We start from the raw sequence: 13,351 nt of genomic DNA on the forward strand, positions 1-13,351 counted from the left end.
GAGGAGCCCCTCGTGATACTCGTCCCCGCCGCCGTCCCCCGTACCGCGCCCGCCTTCCAACGGCTGATCGACCCCGACCAGCGGCCCGCCGTCCGCGCCGCACTCACCGTGGAGGCGGTGCCTCCGGGTGTCCGGTTCGACCAACTCCCCTACGAGTCCGTGGAGTCGGTGACCGTGGTGCTCTCCGGCCGGCTGTTCGCGGCCGGCCGCGTCCTCTCCCCGGGGGAGGCCCTGCACCACCGCCCCGGCACCTCCTGCCGGCTCGCCGCCGTCCGCGGCACCCCGACCACCCTGCTCACCGTCCGTCCCGTCCCCGGTCCCGCCCGGGCCGCCATTCCCGCCCAGCGGTCGGAATCGGCACCCGCCCGCACCTGGCGGCAGGTGGAGGTGGGCACCGTCCGCCTCGACCCCGCCGCCGCCCGGGGCCCGTACACGGACCGGGCTGCCGACGCCTTCCTGCTGATCCTCTCCGGGCCCGCCGTCTTCCTCGGCGACCTCGGCGAAGTGCCGATGTTCCCGGGCGACTTGGTCTACATCCGGGCGGGCGAACGGTACGGCCTGAGAACCGGCCGCCGCAGCCCGGCCACCGCCGTCCTGGGCCGCGTCGGCGCCCCCGGTGCCGCTTCGGGGCCGGAGTGGGGCGGCCGGCCCGTGGGCTCGGGCCGGGTGGGCCCGCGGGATTGAGCGCGGGTCGCCGGGTGGCCCCGGTGCGCCGGAGCCGACACGCGGAGGGGGCTCGCGAGCTTGTCACGGAAAGTCACGAGGTCGACGCTGATAGTGTCGCCCGCGTGGATGAAGAAGAGCCGGTGGATCCCCCGGATCGCGGCGGGGACAGGCCCGTCCGTGTGCTGATCGTCGATGATCACCCCCTCTTCCGGGAGGGGCTCAAGGCGGCGCTGGAGAGCGCCGAGGGCATCGCGGTGGTCGCCGAGGCCGAGCGGGTCGACGAGGTTCCGGAGGCCGTCGCCAGGTCCCGTCCGACCGTGGTGATCATGGATCTCTCGCTGCCCGACGGCTCCGGTCTGGATGCCGTCCGGCACCTGGCCGCCCAGGAGGCACCGCCGCCGGTGCTGATGCTGACCATGTCGGACGACGACGGGAACCTGCTCGCCGCCCTCCAGGCCGGCGCGCGCGGCTACCTGGTCAAGGGCGCCGGGCGGGAGGAGGTGTTGCACGCGGTGCGGACGGTCGCGGCGGGCGGCGCGGTGTTCGGCGGTGAGGTGGCCGGGCGGATCACCGCCCTGCTGGCCGGGGCGAGGATGCGCGAGGCGGGGCAGCTCTTCCCCGAACTCACCGCCCGCGAGGCCGAGGTGCTGGACCTGGTCGCGCGCGGGCTGGACAACCGGCGGATCGCCCGGGAGCTGGTGGTCGCGGAGAAGACCGTCCGCAACCACATCACCCACATCTTCGAGAAGCTCCACGTGGCCACGCGCGCCGAGGCGGTCGCCCGGGCCCGTGACATGGGCCTCGGCGACGGGCGGACCTCTCCGGAGAGGTGAACCGGGCGGTGCCGGCCCGTCGCCGGCCGGCACCCCCCGGAGGCCCCGTCGCCGCGCCCTACGGCCGCATCTCGTACGCGCCGCAGAGCCCCTCGACCCGCGCCCACACCCGCGCGTCCCGTTCCTGGTCGGCGACGGGCCGGCGCACGTTCGCCAGCGCCCAGGCGGCCTGCTCCTCGGTGGCGGAGGCCTTGCCGTGCAGCTCGGTGGCGTGCGCGGAGAAGTCGCGGACCAGTGCGTCGAAGATCCGGTCCACGACCTCCGTGTCCAGGCCGGTCAGTTCGGCCTGCTCCAGTACCAGCTGGCCGTAGACGATCAGCGCGAACAGCTGGCCGATCTCCAGCAGGAAGTCCAGGTCCGCCTGCTGCTCCTTGCTCGGCGCGTTCTTGAGGAGCAACTCGCAGAAACCGTCGGCCTGTTCGCGGAAGCGGACGACGTTGGGCAGTTCGGCGTTGCGGTCGTAGGCGGCACGCCAGTCGTGGAAGCGGATCGCGCCGAGACCGCGGGCCGGGCCCTGCCGGAAGAGGAAGGCGTCGTCGGCGGCGTCCAGGCGGGTCGGCACCGGGGCGTAGTCGGCCGGGGCGAACAGGTAGTTGCCCATGAACTTGAGGATGAGCGCCAGGTTGACGTGGACGGTGCCCTCCAGCTTCGGCAGGCCGCGGATGTCCTTCGCGGCCTTGTCGAAGTAGGTGTCCGCCTCGAAGCCCTTGGCCGCGATGACGTCCCACATCAGGTCGATGACCTTCTCGCCCTCGGTGGTGACCTTCATCTTGGTCATCGGGTTGAACAGCAGGTAGCGGCGGTCCTCGGGGGAGGCGGTGCGGAAGTAGTCCACGGCCCGCGCGGAGAACAGCTTCATCGCCACCAGGCGGACGTACGCGTCGGTCAACTCCCGCTTGACGTGCGGGAAGTCGGTGACCCTCCTGCCGTACAGCACCCGGTTGTGGGCGTGCGTGACGGCCTCGTACATCGCGTGCTCGCAGATGCCGATCGAGGCGGTGCAGAGGTTGAACTTGCCGACGTTGACGGTGTTGAGCGCGGCGTCGAAGGCGGCCTGCCCGGTGTGCAGCACGTCCTCCGTGCGCACCGGGTAGTCCTCCAGGCGGAACTCGCTGACGTACATCTGGGCGTTCACCACGTTCTTGACCAGGTGGTACGCCTCGTGGCGGCTGTCGGCGGCGAAGAAGACGTAGCCCTCCGGCCCTTCGACGTCCGAGCGGCGGCCGAACACCGAGACCAGGCCGGCCACGTTGCCGTTGCCGATGTAGTACTTGGAGCCGGTCGCGGTGAAGCCGCCCTCGCCGTCCGGGGTGAGGATCATGTCGGTGGAGTAGATGTCGGCGCCGTGGGTGCGCTCGGAGAGGCCGAAGGCCATCACGTGGCCCTCGGTGAGGAGCTTGGCGGCGCGGGCACGGACGGCCTCGTTCTCGCTCTGCCAGACCGGGCCGAGGCCCAGGATGGTGACCTGCCAGGTGTACCAGTAGCCGAGGCCGTAGAAGCCGAGGATCTCGTTCAACTCGGCGATCCGCGCGGTGTCCCAGCGCTTGTCGGGGTCCGCCGCGGTGGGGGTCAGGAACTCCGCGAACAGGCCCTCTTCGGCGGCGAAGTCGAGGAAGTCGGCGTACCAGCTGCGGTCGACGTAGGTGTCGATCAGCGCCTTCTTGCCGCGGGACTCGAACCAGTCCACCGTCGCGCGAAGGAGCCGGCGGGTCGGCTCGTCGAACTGTGCGGGGTCGTAGTTGCGCGGGTTGAAGAGCATCGAGGGGCTCCCGGGGTCGAGGGTTGGGGGGGGCGGCGCGGCGCGGCGACGGGTGACAGATGACAGGTTTCAGGTTTCGAAATCTGTTATCTGTTATCCGTCATTCGTTGTCTGTCATCTGAAAGTTGTCAGCTGTCAGTCGTCAGCTGTCACTCGCCGGCTGCCCGCCGCTCTCGCCGCCCGCCGGTCGTTCCCCGGAGAGGCGGCGCAGGGTGGCGAGCACGTCGTCGAGCCAGGCGAGGGTCATCCGCTCGTACTCGATCCCGCCGCGCAGCACCACGTGCTGGAGCTCCTGCCGGGCGTCGAGCGCGGCGGGGTCGGGGAAGTCCCGCTGCTCGCCGTGCAGGTAGCGGGCGAGCAGGGCGGCATGGCTCTCGCGGTGTCGTTCGACCTCGGAGACCAGTGCCGCCGGGTCGTCGAAGGCGGCGGCCCGGATCTTCACCGCGAGTTCGTGCCGGACGGTCTCCGGTTCGACCGGTTCGCGCAGCCAGCCGGCCAGCGCGGCCCGTCCGGGCTCCGCCGCCGAGTAGACCTTCTTGTCCGGACGCCCCTCCTGGGGGACCTCCTGCGCGGACACCCAGCCGTCCGCCTCCATCCGCCGCAGCACCCGGTAGATCTGCTGATGGGTGGCGGTCCAGAAGCGCCCGATCGAGCGGTCGAAGCGCCGGGCCAGCTCGTAGCCGGAGCCGGGCTGCTCCAGCAGCGAGACGAGGATCGCGTGCTCCAGTGCCATGACCCGCATCCTGCTATGCAACGAGTTGCATAGGCAATGCCGACCCGCCCGGTTGAGACGCAGGTCACCGGCGTGATCCGATGGTTATCGGTCGTTCCGCCCCATCGGGTGCAAAACATGGGATAAGGGCCAGAATGGGTACGGGGCAAGCGCCTTACCGGTTCCGACCACAGGAGGTGGTATCGGTGGCAACCCATATCCCGGCCACGGGCATGGAGCACCATCCGGACATCGTCGAACTGCGCGAACGCTACGAGCGGGCCACTTCGACCCCCCGCGCCCAGGGTGTCGAAGCCCTGGCCATCCTGGCCGGCCTCTTCCTGGCGGCATCGCCTTGGATCGTCGGCTTCACCGCGTACACCACCCTGACCGTGACCTGCCTGATCGTGGGTCTGGCCTACACGGCTCTGATGGCCGGCTACGGAACGGCCTACGAGCGCACCCACGCACGGGCCTGGGCGGCCGCGGTGCTCGGTGTCTGGACGATCATCTCGCCGTGGGTCGTCTCCGGGTCGGTCGCGCACGGCAAGAACATCGTCACCTGCCTCATCGTGGGCGCCGTGATGTTCCTGCTCGGCCTCGCGGCCATCTCGATGGCGACCATGACGTCGAACGGGGCATCGATGCGGCGCGGCCGGGCCGGCCGCGCCAAGGGCTGATCTTCCCCGCAGCCCGTGACCGGGGCGCGGAGGGCTCGACCAGCCCACCGCGCCCCGGCGCCGACCGTGTTACGGGTGCGTCATCCGCTACGGACGTGTCATCCGCAGCACGTCCAGGGCCTCGTCCAGCTGCTCCTCGGTGAGCCTGCCCTGCTCGACGTAGCCGCGCTCCAGCACCACCTGACGGATGGTCTTGCGTTCGGCCAGCGACTGCTTGGCGACCTTCGCGGCCTCCTCGTAGCCGATGTAGCGGTTCAGCGGCGTCACCACCGAGGGTGAGGACTCCGCGTACTCCCGGGCCCGTTCGACGTTGGCGGTGACGCCGTCCACCGTCCGGTCCGCCAGCAGCCGGGCGCTGTTGGCGAGCAGTCGCACCGACTCCAGGACGTTGCGGGCGATCACCGGAAGCATCACGTTCAGCTCGAAGTTGCCGCTCGCGCCGGCCAGCGTGACCGTCGCGTCGTTGCCCACCACCTGCGCGGCGACCATCAGCACCACCTCGGGCAGCACCGGGTTGACCTTGCCCGGCATGATCGACGAGCCGGGCTGGAGGTCCGGCAGGTTGATCTCGCCGAGCCCGGTGCGAGGACCGGACCCCATCCAGCGCAGGTCGTTCGCGATCTTCGTGAACCCGACCGCCACCGTGCGCAGTTGGCCGCTCAACTCGACCAGGGCGTCCCGCGCGCCCTGTGCCTCGAAGTGGTTCCGGGCTTCGGTCAGCGGCAGGTCGGTGGCCCGGGCGACCTCCGCGATGACGGCCGCCGGGAAGCCGGGTGGGGTGTTGATGCCGGTGCCCACCGCCGTTCCCCCGAGCGGCAGTTCGGCCACCCTGGGCAGGGTGGCCAGCAGCCGCTCCCGCCCGTTCCGCACCTGCGCGGCGTAGCCGCCGAACTCCTGGCCGAGGGTGACGGGCGTGGCGTCCATCAGGTGCGTCCGGCCCGACTTGACCACCTGGGCGAACTCGGTGGCCTTGCGCTCCAGCGCCTCCGCGAGGTGCTCCAGCGCCGGGACCAGGTCGTGGGTGACGGCGGCGGTCGCGGCGATGTGGATCGAGGACGGGAACACGTCGTTGGACGACTGGCTGGCGTTGACGTGGTCGTTCGGGTGGACCGGCCGGCCCAGCCGCTCGGCGGCCAGGGTGGCGATCACCTCGTTGGTGTTCATGTTGGACGAGGTGCCCGAGCCGGTCTGGAACACGTCCACCGGGAACTGGTCGTCCCAGTGGCCCTGCGCGACCTCCTCGGCGGCCGCCGCGATCGCCTCCGCCGTCTCCCCGTCCAGCACCCCGAGCCGGGCGTTCACCCGGGCCGCGGCGGCCTTGATCCGGGCCAGCGCGGCGATGTGCGCACGCTCCAGCCGTTGACCGGACACCGGGAAGTTCTCCACCGCCCGCTGTGTCTGTGCCTGCCACTTCGCGTCGGCCGGCACCCGGACCTCACCCATCGAGTCGTGCTCGATCCGGTACTCCTGCGGCTTCTCCTGCTCGCCACCCATCACGCGCTGCACCTCCTGTACGGGCCTGACCGGCCCGGAACGGATCTCCGATCACCACAGCCGCGCACGGGGCCCGGGTATTTCCGGGGGAGGAGGCGGATCCGCGCGGGCCCGCCGGCGAGCGCCCGCCGCCCACTGCCGGAACGGCCCGGAACCGCCCGGAACCGCCCGCCGCCCGCTGCCGGAACCGCCCGCCGCCCGCCGCCCGGTGCCGACGTGGTCGCTGTCGGAGCTGTCTCGGTGCCTACCGCCGGGAAAGCTCGGCGCGAACCGACTCGGCGCGGACCAGCTCGGCCCGGACCAGCTCGCCGGGAGCGGTGCCGGCCTGGACGACGAGGCCGCCCCCCGGAGCCCAGACGCCGGAGCCGCCCGAACTGTCCGGGTACTCGCCGGTGGCGCCCGCGCAGGTCGCGAGCACGCACCAGACCCCGTGGGCGGCGGCCCGGTCGCGGAAGTGGCCGTCCCGGCGCTCGGCCTGGGCGGCGCCGGGCCCGTAGAGGGTGGAGGCGACGTAGGCGTCGATGCCGAGCGCGGCGGTCTCCTCGGCGTGCGCCGGGTCCGCGGCGTCCGCGCAGATGGCGAGGCCCAGCCGCAGGTCGTCCAGCTCCAGGACGACGGGCTTCTCGCCGGGGGGCGAAACGCTCGAACTCGGCGCCGTGCAGGCGCGTCTTCCGGTAGACCACCTCGGCACCCGCGCCGGTGACCGCCAGCGTGGCGATGGACTCGCGCCCGTCGGCCTCGGCGACCGGCGCCCCGACCAGGGCGACGGCTCCGGTGGCGGCGCAGGCCGCCAGCAGCGGCGCGAACCGGGCGTCCGCGGGGTCGACGGGCGGTGCGGCCAGGTCGTAGCCGGTCAGCGACAGCTCGGGGAACACCACCAGCCGGGTGCCCGCTTCCAGGACCGCCTCGGCGTGCCGGGCGACGTTCTCGGACACCGTGTCGGGACGGCCCGCGAGGGCGCAGACGGGTTGGGCGACCGCGACGGTCAGTGGCACGGACGTGGACGAGGGCATGGCGGGGCCTCCGGCGGGCGGGGTGGGGAGATCACGGCCAACCTACGCGCCCGTCAAGCGGACGGACAAGAAGCGGAGGAATCCGTTCCGACCGGGGTGGTGCCGCCTGCGCCGGGCCGAGGCGGATGGGCCGAGGCAGGCGGGTCGAGGCAGGCGGGTCGAGGCGGACGGTCCGACGCGGTCGGGCCGGAGCGGGCGGGCCGAGGCGGACGACGGGGGATTTCGCGGCAGTTCGGGTCGATGCTCACTCGAAGGAGTGAGATCGCGAGCGGATACGTCGGACTGTCAATGGACCTTCCTACGCTCCAAGCGGCCGGGTGGACACCGGCCGGCCCCGGGTCGTCGCAGCCCGGCCGGGGAGGGACGAAGACAGAGGGGCGGACGGACGGATGAGCACGGAGCAGGACCGGAAGGTCGAAGCGGTCGCCGGGGCGGCAGTCGAGGGGAGCGTCCCGACGAGTGGCACCACGACGACCAGTGGCACCACGACGACCCGTGGTGCCACCCCGGCGAGCGGCCTCACCCGCAGGCGGCTGCTCGGCGCGTCGGCGGCACTGGGCGGCGCGGGCTGGCTGCTGCGCGGCACCATCGGCCCGGACAGCGCCCAGGCCGCCACGCCCGTGCCGCCCGCACTTCCCGCGGGCACCGAGCTGTACCAGCGGGTCTTCCAGAACTGGTCCGGCGAGATCCGGACCGACCAGCTGTGGACCTGCGCGCCCCGCACACCCGAGGAGGTCCCGGCGCTCGCCGACTGGGCGCACGCCAACGGCTGGCGGCTGCGCGCCTCCGGCTACCGGCACACCTGGGCACCGCTGACCGTCGCCGACGGCACCCGGGAGAGCGCCCGGGTGCTGCTCGTGGACACCAGCCGGCACCTCACCGCGATCAGCGCCGACTCGCCCACCACCGTCCGGGTGCAGACCGGAGCCACCATGGAGGCCCTGCTCGCGCACCTGGCCGGCCGGGGCCTGGGCCTGACCGCCTGCCCGGCCCCCGGCGAGCTCACGGTCGGCGGCGTGCTCGCCATCGGCGGCCACGGCACCGCCGTCCCGGCCGCGGGGGAGGTGCGGCCGGAGGGGCACGGCTACGGCTCGGTCAGCAACCAGGTCGTCCGGCTCACCGCCGTCGTCCTGGACCCGGCCACCGGCCGCTACGCGCTGCGCGCCTTCGACCGCTCCGAGGCCGACAGCGCCGCCTTCCTGGTGCACCTGGGCCGCGCCTTCCTCACCGAGGTGGTGCTGCGTGTCGGCGCCGACCGGCCACTGCGGTGCGTCAGCCGGCTCGACATCCCGGCGAGCGAGCTCTTCGCCCGCCCGAGCGGCAGCGGTACGGCCTCCGGCTCCGGTTCTGGCGCCGGCTCCGGTTCCGGCTCCGGCGCGGTGACGGGCGCGGGGGGTTCAGGCGCCGATTCGGGCAGCGGCGGGGGCGGTGGGCTCGGCGGCGTGGTGGGGGGAGTGCTCGGCGGGGTGCTGGGTGGCGTCCTCGGTGGTGGGGTCGGTGGTGGAGGCGGCAAGCCCCGGACCCTGGCCGACTTCGTGGAGCGCGACGGCCGGGTCGAGGCGATCTGGTTCGCCTACACCGAGTACCCCTGGCTCAAGACCTGGAGCGTCGCCCCGAACAAGCCGACCGCCTCACTGGCCGTCGACCACCCCTACAACTACCCCTTCTCGGACAGCCTTCCGGAACCGGTCGCCCGGCTCGTCGGTGAGATCGTCTCCGGCACCTGGGGATCGGCCCCGCTGTTCGGCCAACTCCAGTACCTGGTCGCGAAGGTGGCGCTCACCGGTGACCTCACGGACGTGTTGCTCTCCGGTGGGCTGCTGCGCCGGCTGCTCAGCGGCGAGGTGCTCACCCACCTGCTCGCGGGCGCACTGCGCTCCGACCTCTGGGGCCCCTCGCGCACCCTGCTCCAGTACGTCCGACCGACCACTCTGCGGGTGACCGCCAACGGCTACGCGATCCTCACCAGGCGCGCCGACCTCCAGTGGGTGGTAAGTGAATTCGCCGCCCACTACCGTGAGTTGCTCGCGCGCTACCAGGCCAGGGGGGAGTTCCCGGTGAACGGCGCGGTGGAGATCCGGGTCACCGGCCTGGACGACCCGGCCTCCTCCGGAGTCCCCGGCGCCAGGCCCCCGCTGCTGTCCGCGCTGCGCCCGCGCGCCGACCGCCCGCAATGGGACACGGCGGTCTGGCTGGACGTCCTCGCACTCCCCGGCACCCCCGGACTGGAGCGCTTCGCCCGGGAGTTGGAGCAGTGGCTGCTGCGCACCTTCGACGGCACCCGGGCGGGTCTGCGGGTCGAGTGGTCCAAGGGCTGGGCCTACACCGACGACGCCGCGTGGTCCGATCCCGACCTGCTCGACCGGGTCATCCCCGACAGCCTGCGGGCGGGCGGCGGACCCGGCTGGGACGAGGCGGTCGCCGTCCTGGACCGCCACGACCCGCACCGGGTGTTCGGAAACCCCTTCCTGGACCGCCTGCTGAAGTAGCCGGCGCCGCCGATCGCGCACATGCCTGACGGACCGTCAGATGTGCTCCATCACGATCACCGCGAGGGTGTCCGGGGCCAGGGCCCGGAACACGTGAGGGGCGTCGCCCGGATAGCTCACGTAGTCGCCCGGGCCCAGCTCGACCGGCGCCTCGGTGGGCCCGACCAGCGCCCGCCCGGCGCCGATCATCAGGTGCTCGACGGTGCCGGGCATGTGCGGATCGGAGGCCCTGGTCTCGCCCGGCTGCGCCTCGATCCGGTAGATGTCGCGCCGGGCGTTGGGCGGGCAGGAGGAGAGCACGGTGGCGGCGTAGTCCGCGCGCTCGGAGTGGGTCACCGGACCCTCGCCGGCCCGGATCACCTTGACCGTCGGGCGGGGCGGGTCGACCAGTCGGCTGAACGGCACGTTCAGCGCGACTCCGAGCGCCCAGAGGGTCTCCACGCTGGGGTTGCCCGCGCCCGACTCCAGCTGGGACAGCGTGGACTTGGCGATGCCCGCGCGCCGGGCCAGCTCGGCCATCGACAGTCCGCTGCGCTCGCGCTCGCGCCGGATCGAGGCGGCGATCTGGCCGATCAGCTCACTGCCGCTGCCGCCGGAGTTGCCGGCGCCGTTGCCGCCCGGGTTCGCGGTCGGGGTGGTCTGGTCATTCATGCTCGCCACTCACGCTTCCTCCTGGCCCCTTCCTGTGACTCCCGTGCGACCGGTGCCGCTCATGCTGCCACGATCGGCCGAGCGAACCATCCGTTCGCTGGATCGGTCCACATGTTCGCCTTGACGAACGAGCGGGCGCGGGTTCACTCTAATGGACATGCGTTCGCTGCTCCGAACACTGGAGGGTGCCACTCTCCGTGACATCGCTCTGGTCTGCCTGGCCGACGCCCTCGTCGGTGCCTCCTTCGGCGCGATCAGCGTCTCCGGTGGGCTTCCCCTCTGGGTGCCGATCGCGCTCTCCGTCCTCGTGTTCGCCGGCGGCTCCCAGTTCGCGGCGGTCGGCGTGGTGCTCTCCGGCGGCGGCGCCCTGGCCGCGGTCGCCACCGGACTGGTGCTCAACGCCCGCCTGCTGCCCTTCGGCTTCACCGTGGCCGACGTGCTCGACGGGCCGCTGTGGCGGCGGCTGCTCGGTGCGCAGCTGCTCACGGACGAGACCGCCGCCTTCGCGCTGCGGCACGACGAGCCGCGGCGGCGCAGGGCGGCGTACTGGCTCTGCGGGATCGCGCTGTACGTGGTGTGGAACGTCTCGGTGCTGCTCGGCGCCGTGGCGGGCGGACTGATCGGCGACACCGACGCGTTCGGTCTCGACGCCGCCTTCCCCGCCGTGCTGCTCGCGCTCGTGCTGCCCTCGCTGTCGGACCGCCGTACCCGTACGGCGGCGGTGGTCGGCGCGGTGGTCGCGGTCGCGGTCACGCCGTACGTCCCGGCCGGGCTGCCGGTGCTGCTCGCGCTCGTCGGTCTGCTCTTCGCGGGGCGGCCGGAGCCGGGAGGGGCGGACCGGAAGGCGGCAGGTGAACGGGGCGGCGCGAACGAGGCGAGTGGCCCGTCCGAGGAGAAGGAGGCGGTCCGATGATGCCGCTCCACGCCGTCCTGTTGCTCGCGGCCGGGACGTACGGCTTCCGGATCGCCGGGCCGCTGTTCGCCGGCCGGCTCGCGCTCTCGGACCGGCTGCGGCACCTGCTGACCGTCGCGGCCGCGGTGCTGCTGGTGGCCCTCGTCGCGACCGGCGCGCTGACCCAGGGGGACGGCTTCGCCGGGTGGGCCCGTCCGGTGGGCGTTCTGGTCGCGGGCGTCCTGGCGCTGCGCCGGGCGCCGTTCCCGGTGGTGGTCGTCGCGGGTGCCGCGGCGACGGCGCTGCTGCGGCTCTGCGGAGTCGGGTGACAGCTGACAGAGTTTGGAATCTGTTATCTGTTAGTTGTCATCTGTCATCTGTTATCTGTCGTCCGACGGCGGTCGCTCGTCCGCCGTCACACGCCCTCCCCGCCCCCTTCCGCCAGGCGCTCCTCCTGGACCTCCGGCCGCTTGCTGTCCCAGAGCAGCTCCCACACCTTGAACACGCAGTGGTAGTCGCGCATGCTCCCCTGCGAGATCAGCAGGTAGGTGTCCCCGTCGCGGAGCAGCGTCCGCCGCCGGCTGTTGAACGGGTGGTGCGGGGTGTAGGAGGGGACGAGCCGCTTCAGCTCCTCGACTGCCTCCTCGCGGGTGCCCTCCACCTCGGCGAGCACCTTGCTGCCCCAGGTCCGGTCCTGGCCGGTGCCCACCGTCTCCTCGACGACCAGCGCCCAACGTGCCATGTCCTGCTCCCGTCCCGAGTGTCCTCGACGATCCCGCAGGCGCCGCCGAACGTGTCGCCATCCTCACGTGCTCGCACCCGCCCACCGTCCGGGCGGGTGCGGAATACTCCCCGGTATCCCGCCGAGAGTACAAGGAGCTTCAATGACGAAGCCGCCCCGGATCGACCCGTCCGACCTGCTCGCCGTCGGAGACCTCCTCACCGACGAGGAACGGCTGATCCGCGACACCGTCCGCCGGTTCACCGAGGAGCACGTCCGTCCGCACCTCGCCGACTGGTTCGAGCGCGGTGTCTTCCCGGCCCGCGAACTCGCCCCCGAACTCGGCGCCCTCGGCGTGCTCGGCATGCACCTCGACGGCTACGGCTGCGCGGGCGCCGGCGCGGTGGCGTACGGGGTGGCCTGCATGGAGCTGGAAGCGGCCGACTCCGGGCTGCGCAGTTTCGTCTCCGTCCAGGGCTCGCTCGCCATGCGCTCGATCCACGCCTTCGGCTCCGAGGAGCAGAAACAGCGCTGGCTGCCCGGCATGGCCGCCGGCGAACTGATCGGCTGCTTCGGCCTCACCGAGCCGGACTTCGGCTCGGACCCGGCCAACATGCGCACCCGGGCGGTCCGCAAGGGCGGCGAGCACGGCGACTGGGTGCTGTCCGGCAGCAAGATGTGGATCACCAACGGCAGCATCGCCGACGTCGCCGTGGTCTGGGCGCAGACCGAGGACGGTGTGCGCGGCTTCCTGGTCGAGCGCGGCACCCGCGGCCTGACCGCCACCGACGTGCACGGCAAGCTCTCGCTGCGCGCCTCGGTCACCAGCGAGCTGGCCTTCGACGAGGTGGTGCTGCCCGCGGACGCGGTGCTGCCCGGTGTGGTCGGCCTGCGCGGACCGCTCTCCTCCCTCAACGAGGCCCGCTACGGCATCCTCTGGGGCACCGTCGGCGCCGCCCGCGACTGCTACACCGCGGCCCTGGACTACGCCAAGAGCCGGATCCAGTTCGACCGCCCGATCGCGGGCTTCCAGCTGACCCAGCAGAAGCTGGTCGAGATGGTGCTGGAGGTCGAGAAGGCCTACCTGGTGGCCCTGCGGATCGGACGGCTCAAGGAACAGGGCGCGGCCCGACCGCCGCACATCAGCTTCGGCAAGCTCAACAACGTCCGCGCCGCGCTGGAGGTCGCCCGCAGCGCACGGACCGTCCTCGGTGCCAACGGGATCACCACCGAGTACCCGGTGCTGCGGCACGCCAACAACCTGGAGTCGGTGCTCACCTACGAGGGAACCAGCGAGATCCACACCCTGGTCCTCGGCGAGGCCGTCACCGGCGAGTCCGCGTACCGCTGACGGCCCGTCCACGCTGCCCGCCCGTCCACGTCACCCGCGCGTCCACGCCGCCGGCCGGGAGGAATCCGGTGGCCGGGCCCGTCCCGGCCC

The 13,351-nt window shown here is 72.6% G+C and carries 12 protein-coding genes and 1 pseudogene; 7 read left to right on the top strand and 6 right to left on the bottom strand.

Annotation, left to right across the window (positions count from 1 at the left end; translation table 11 throughout):
* The first annotated feature begins 12 nt into the window (after window positions 1–12).
* On the top strand, window positions 13–684 hold the full coding sequence (locus ACZ55U_RS10110) for a cupin domain-containing protein (RefSeq protein WP_465524427.1): 672 nt from the start codon (window positions 13–15) through the stop codon (window positions 682–684).
* Window positions 685–845: 161 nt separating this feature from the next.
* Window positions 846–1,499, top strand: coding sequence for a response regulator (locus tag ACZ55U_RS10115; RefSeq protein WP_465524429.1), 654 nt, complete (start codon window positions 846–848; stop codon window positions 1,497–1,499).
* A gap of 58 nt (window positions 1,500–1,557) precedes the next feature.
* On the opposite strand, the gene ACZ55U_RS10120 is transcribed toward ACZ55U_RS10115, so the two are convergent.
* Together ACZ55U_RS10120 and ACZ55U_RS10125 are read right to left on the bottom strand one after the other, a co-directional pair.
* The gene (locus ACZ55U_RS10120; protein WP_465524431.1) at window positions 1,558–3,258 is read right to left on the bottom strand and encodes an acyl-CoA dehydrogenase family protein; all 1,701 of its coding nucleotides are present in this window, start codon (window positions 3,256–3,258) and stop codon (window positions 1,558–1,560) included.
* A gap of 142 nt (window positions 3,259–3,400) precedes the next feature.
* Window positions 3,401–3,991 (bottom strand): PadR family transcriptional regulator, encoded by a 591-nt coding sequence (locus tag ACZ55U_RS10125; RefSeq protein ID WP_465524433.1) that lies wholly within the window; start codon window positions 3,989–3,991, stop codon window positions 3,401–3,403.
* Window positions 3,992–4,176: 185 nt separating this feature from the next.
* On the opposite strand from ACZ55U_RS10125, the gene ACZ55U_RS10130 reads away from it, so the two are divergent.
* On the top strand, window positions 4,177–4,650 hold the full coding sequence (locus tag ACZ55U_RS10130; RefSeq protein WP_465524435.1) for an SPW repeat protein: 474 nt from the start codon (window positions 4,177–4,179) through the stop codon (window positions 4,648–4,650).
* Between the two features lie 87 nt (window positions 4,651–4,737).
* Here the strand turns inward: ACZ55U_RS10130 and ACZ55U_RS10135 are convergent, their stop codons facing one another.
* A complete protein-coding gene (locus ACZ55U_RS10135; protein ID WP_465524437.1) occupies window positions 4,738–6,144 on the bottom strand; it encodes a class II fumarate hydratase in 1,407 nt (468 codons plus the stop codon).
* Between the two features lie 244 nt (window positions 6,145–6,388).
* Window positions 6,389–7,157 (bottom strand): annotated as a pseudogene (locus ACZ55U_RS10140) (carbon-nitrogen hydrolase family protein).
* Window positions 7,158–7,546: 389 nt separating this feature from the next.
* On the opposite strand from ACZ55U_RS10140, the gene ACZ55U_RS10145 reads away from it, so the two are divergent.
* Complete coding sequence (locus tag ACZ55U_RS10145) at window positions 7,547–9,646, top strand: cholesterol oxidase substrate-binding domain-containing protein (protein WP_465524439.1); 2,100 nt, start codon at window positions 7,547–7,549, stop codon at window positions 9,644–9,646.
* Between the two features lie 36 nt (window positions 9,647–9,682).
* Here ACZ55U_RS10145 and ACZ55U_RS10150 read toward each other — a convergent pair whose 3' ends face one another.
* On the bottom strand, window positions 9,683–10,306 hold the full coding sequence (locus ACZ55U_RS10150; protein WP_465524441.1) for a helix-turn-helix domain-containing protein: 624 nt from the start codon (window positions 10,304–10,306) through the stop codon (window positions 9,683–9,685).
* Window positions 10,307–10,454: 148 nt separating this feature from the next.
* Between ACZ55U_RS10150 and ACZ55U_RS10155 the strand changes: the two genes are divergently transcribed.
* On the top strand, window positions 10,455–11,210 hold the full coding sequence (locus ACZ55U_RS10155; RefSeq protein WP_465524443.1) for an AzlC family ABC transporter permease: 756 nt from the start codon (window positions 10,455–10,457) through the stop codon (window positions 11,208–11,210).
* On the top strand, window positions 11,210–11,518 hold the full coding sequence (locus ACZ55U_RS10160; protein ID WP_465524610.1) for an AzlD domain-containing protein: 309 nt from the start codon (window positions 11,210–11,212) through the stop codon (window positions 11,516–11,518). Before ACZ55U_RS10155 ends, ACZ55U_RS10160 begins: the two co-directional genes overlap by 1 nt.
* An 86-nt stretch (window positions 11,519–11,604) precedes the next feature.
* On the opposite strand, the gene ACZ55U_RS10165 is transcribed toward ACZ55U_RS10160, so the two are convergent.
* Window positions 11,605–11,931 carry a hypothetical protein gene (locus ACZ55U_RS10165; RefSeq protein ID WP_465524445.1) on the bottom strand — a complete coding sequence of 109 codons (327 nt, stop codon included), beginning with the start codon at window positions 11,929–11,931 and terminating at the stop codon, window positions 11,605–11,607.
* Between the two features lie 142 nt (window positions 11,932–12,073).
* Between ACZ55U_RS10165 and ACZ55U_RS10170 the strand changes: the two genes are divergently transcribed.
* On the top strand, window positions 12,074–13,261 hold the full coding sequence (locus ACZ55U_RS10170) for an acyl-CoA dehydrogenase family protein (RefSeq protein ID WP_465524447.1): 1,188 nt from the start codon (window positions 12,074–12,076) through the stop codon (window positions 13,259–13,261).
* Window positions 13,262–13,351: the final 90 nt, after the last annotated feature.

The organism is Kitasatospora sp. NPDC034533 (genome assembly GCF_055575155.1).

What these genes read in the sequence shown, in the direction of transcription:
- ACZ55U_RS10155 (WP_465524443.1), top strand. Translation starts at nt 10,455, where the DNA reads ATGCGTTCGCTGCTCCGAACACTGGAGGGTGCCACTCTCCGTGACATC.
- ACZ55U_RS10165 (WP_465524445.1), bottom strand. Translation starts at nt 11,931, where the DNA reads ATGGCACGTTGGGCGCTGGTCGTCGAGGAGACGGTGGGCACCGGCCAG.
- ACZ55U_RS10135 (WP_465524437.1), bottom strand. Translation starts at nt 6,144, where the DNA reads ATGGGTGGCGAGCAGGAGAAGCCGCAGGAGTACCGGATCGAGCACGAC.
- ACZ55U_RS10125 (WP_465524433.1), bottom strand. Translation starts at nt 3,991, where the DNA reads ATGGCACTGGAGCACGCGATCCTCGTCTCGCTGCTGGAGCAGCCCGGC.
- ACZ55U_RS10160 (WP_465524610.1), top strand. Translation starts at nt 11,210, where the DNA reads ATGCCGCTCCACGCCGTCCTGTTGCTCGCGGCCGGGACGTACGGCTTC.
- ACZ55U_RS10120 (WP_465524431.1), bottom strand. Translation starts at nt 3,258, where the DNA reads ATGCTCTTCAACCCGCGCAACTACGACCCCGCACAGTTCGACGAGCCG.
- ACZ55U_RS10170 (WP_465524447.1), top strand. Translation starts at nt 12,074, where the DNA reads ATGACGAAGCCGCCCCGGATCGACCCGTCCGACCTGCTCGCCGTCGGA.
- ACZ55U_RS10145 (WP_465524439.1), top strand. Translation starts at nt 7,547, where the DNA reads ATGAGCACGGAGCAGGACCGGAAGGTCGAAGCGGTCGCCGGGGCGGCA.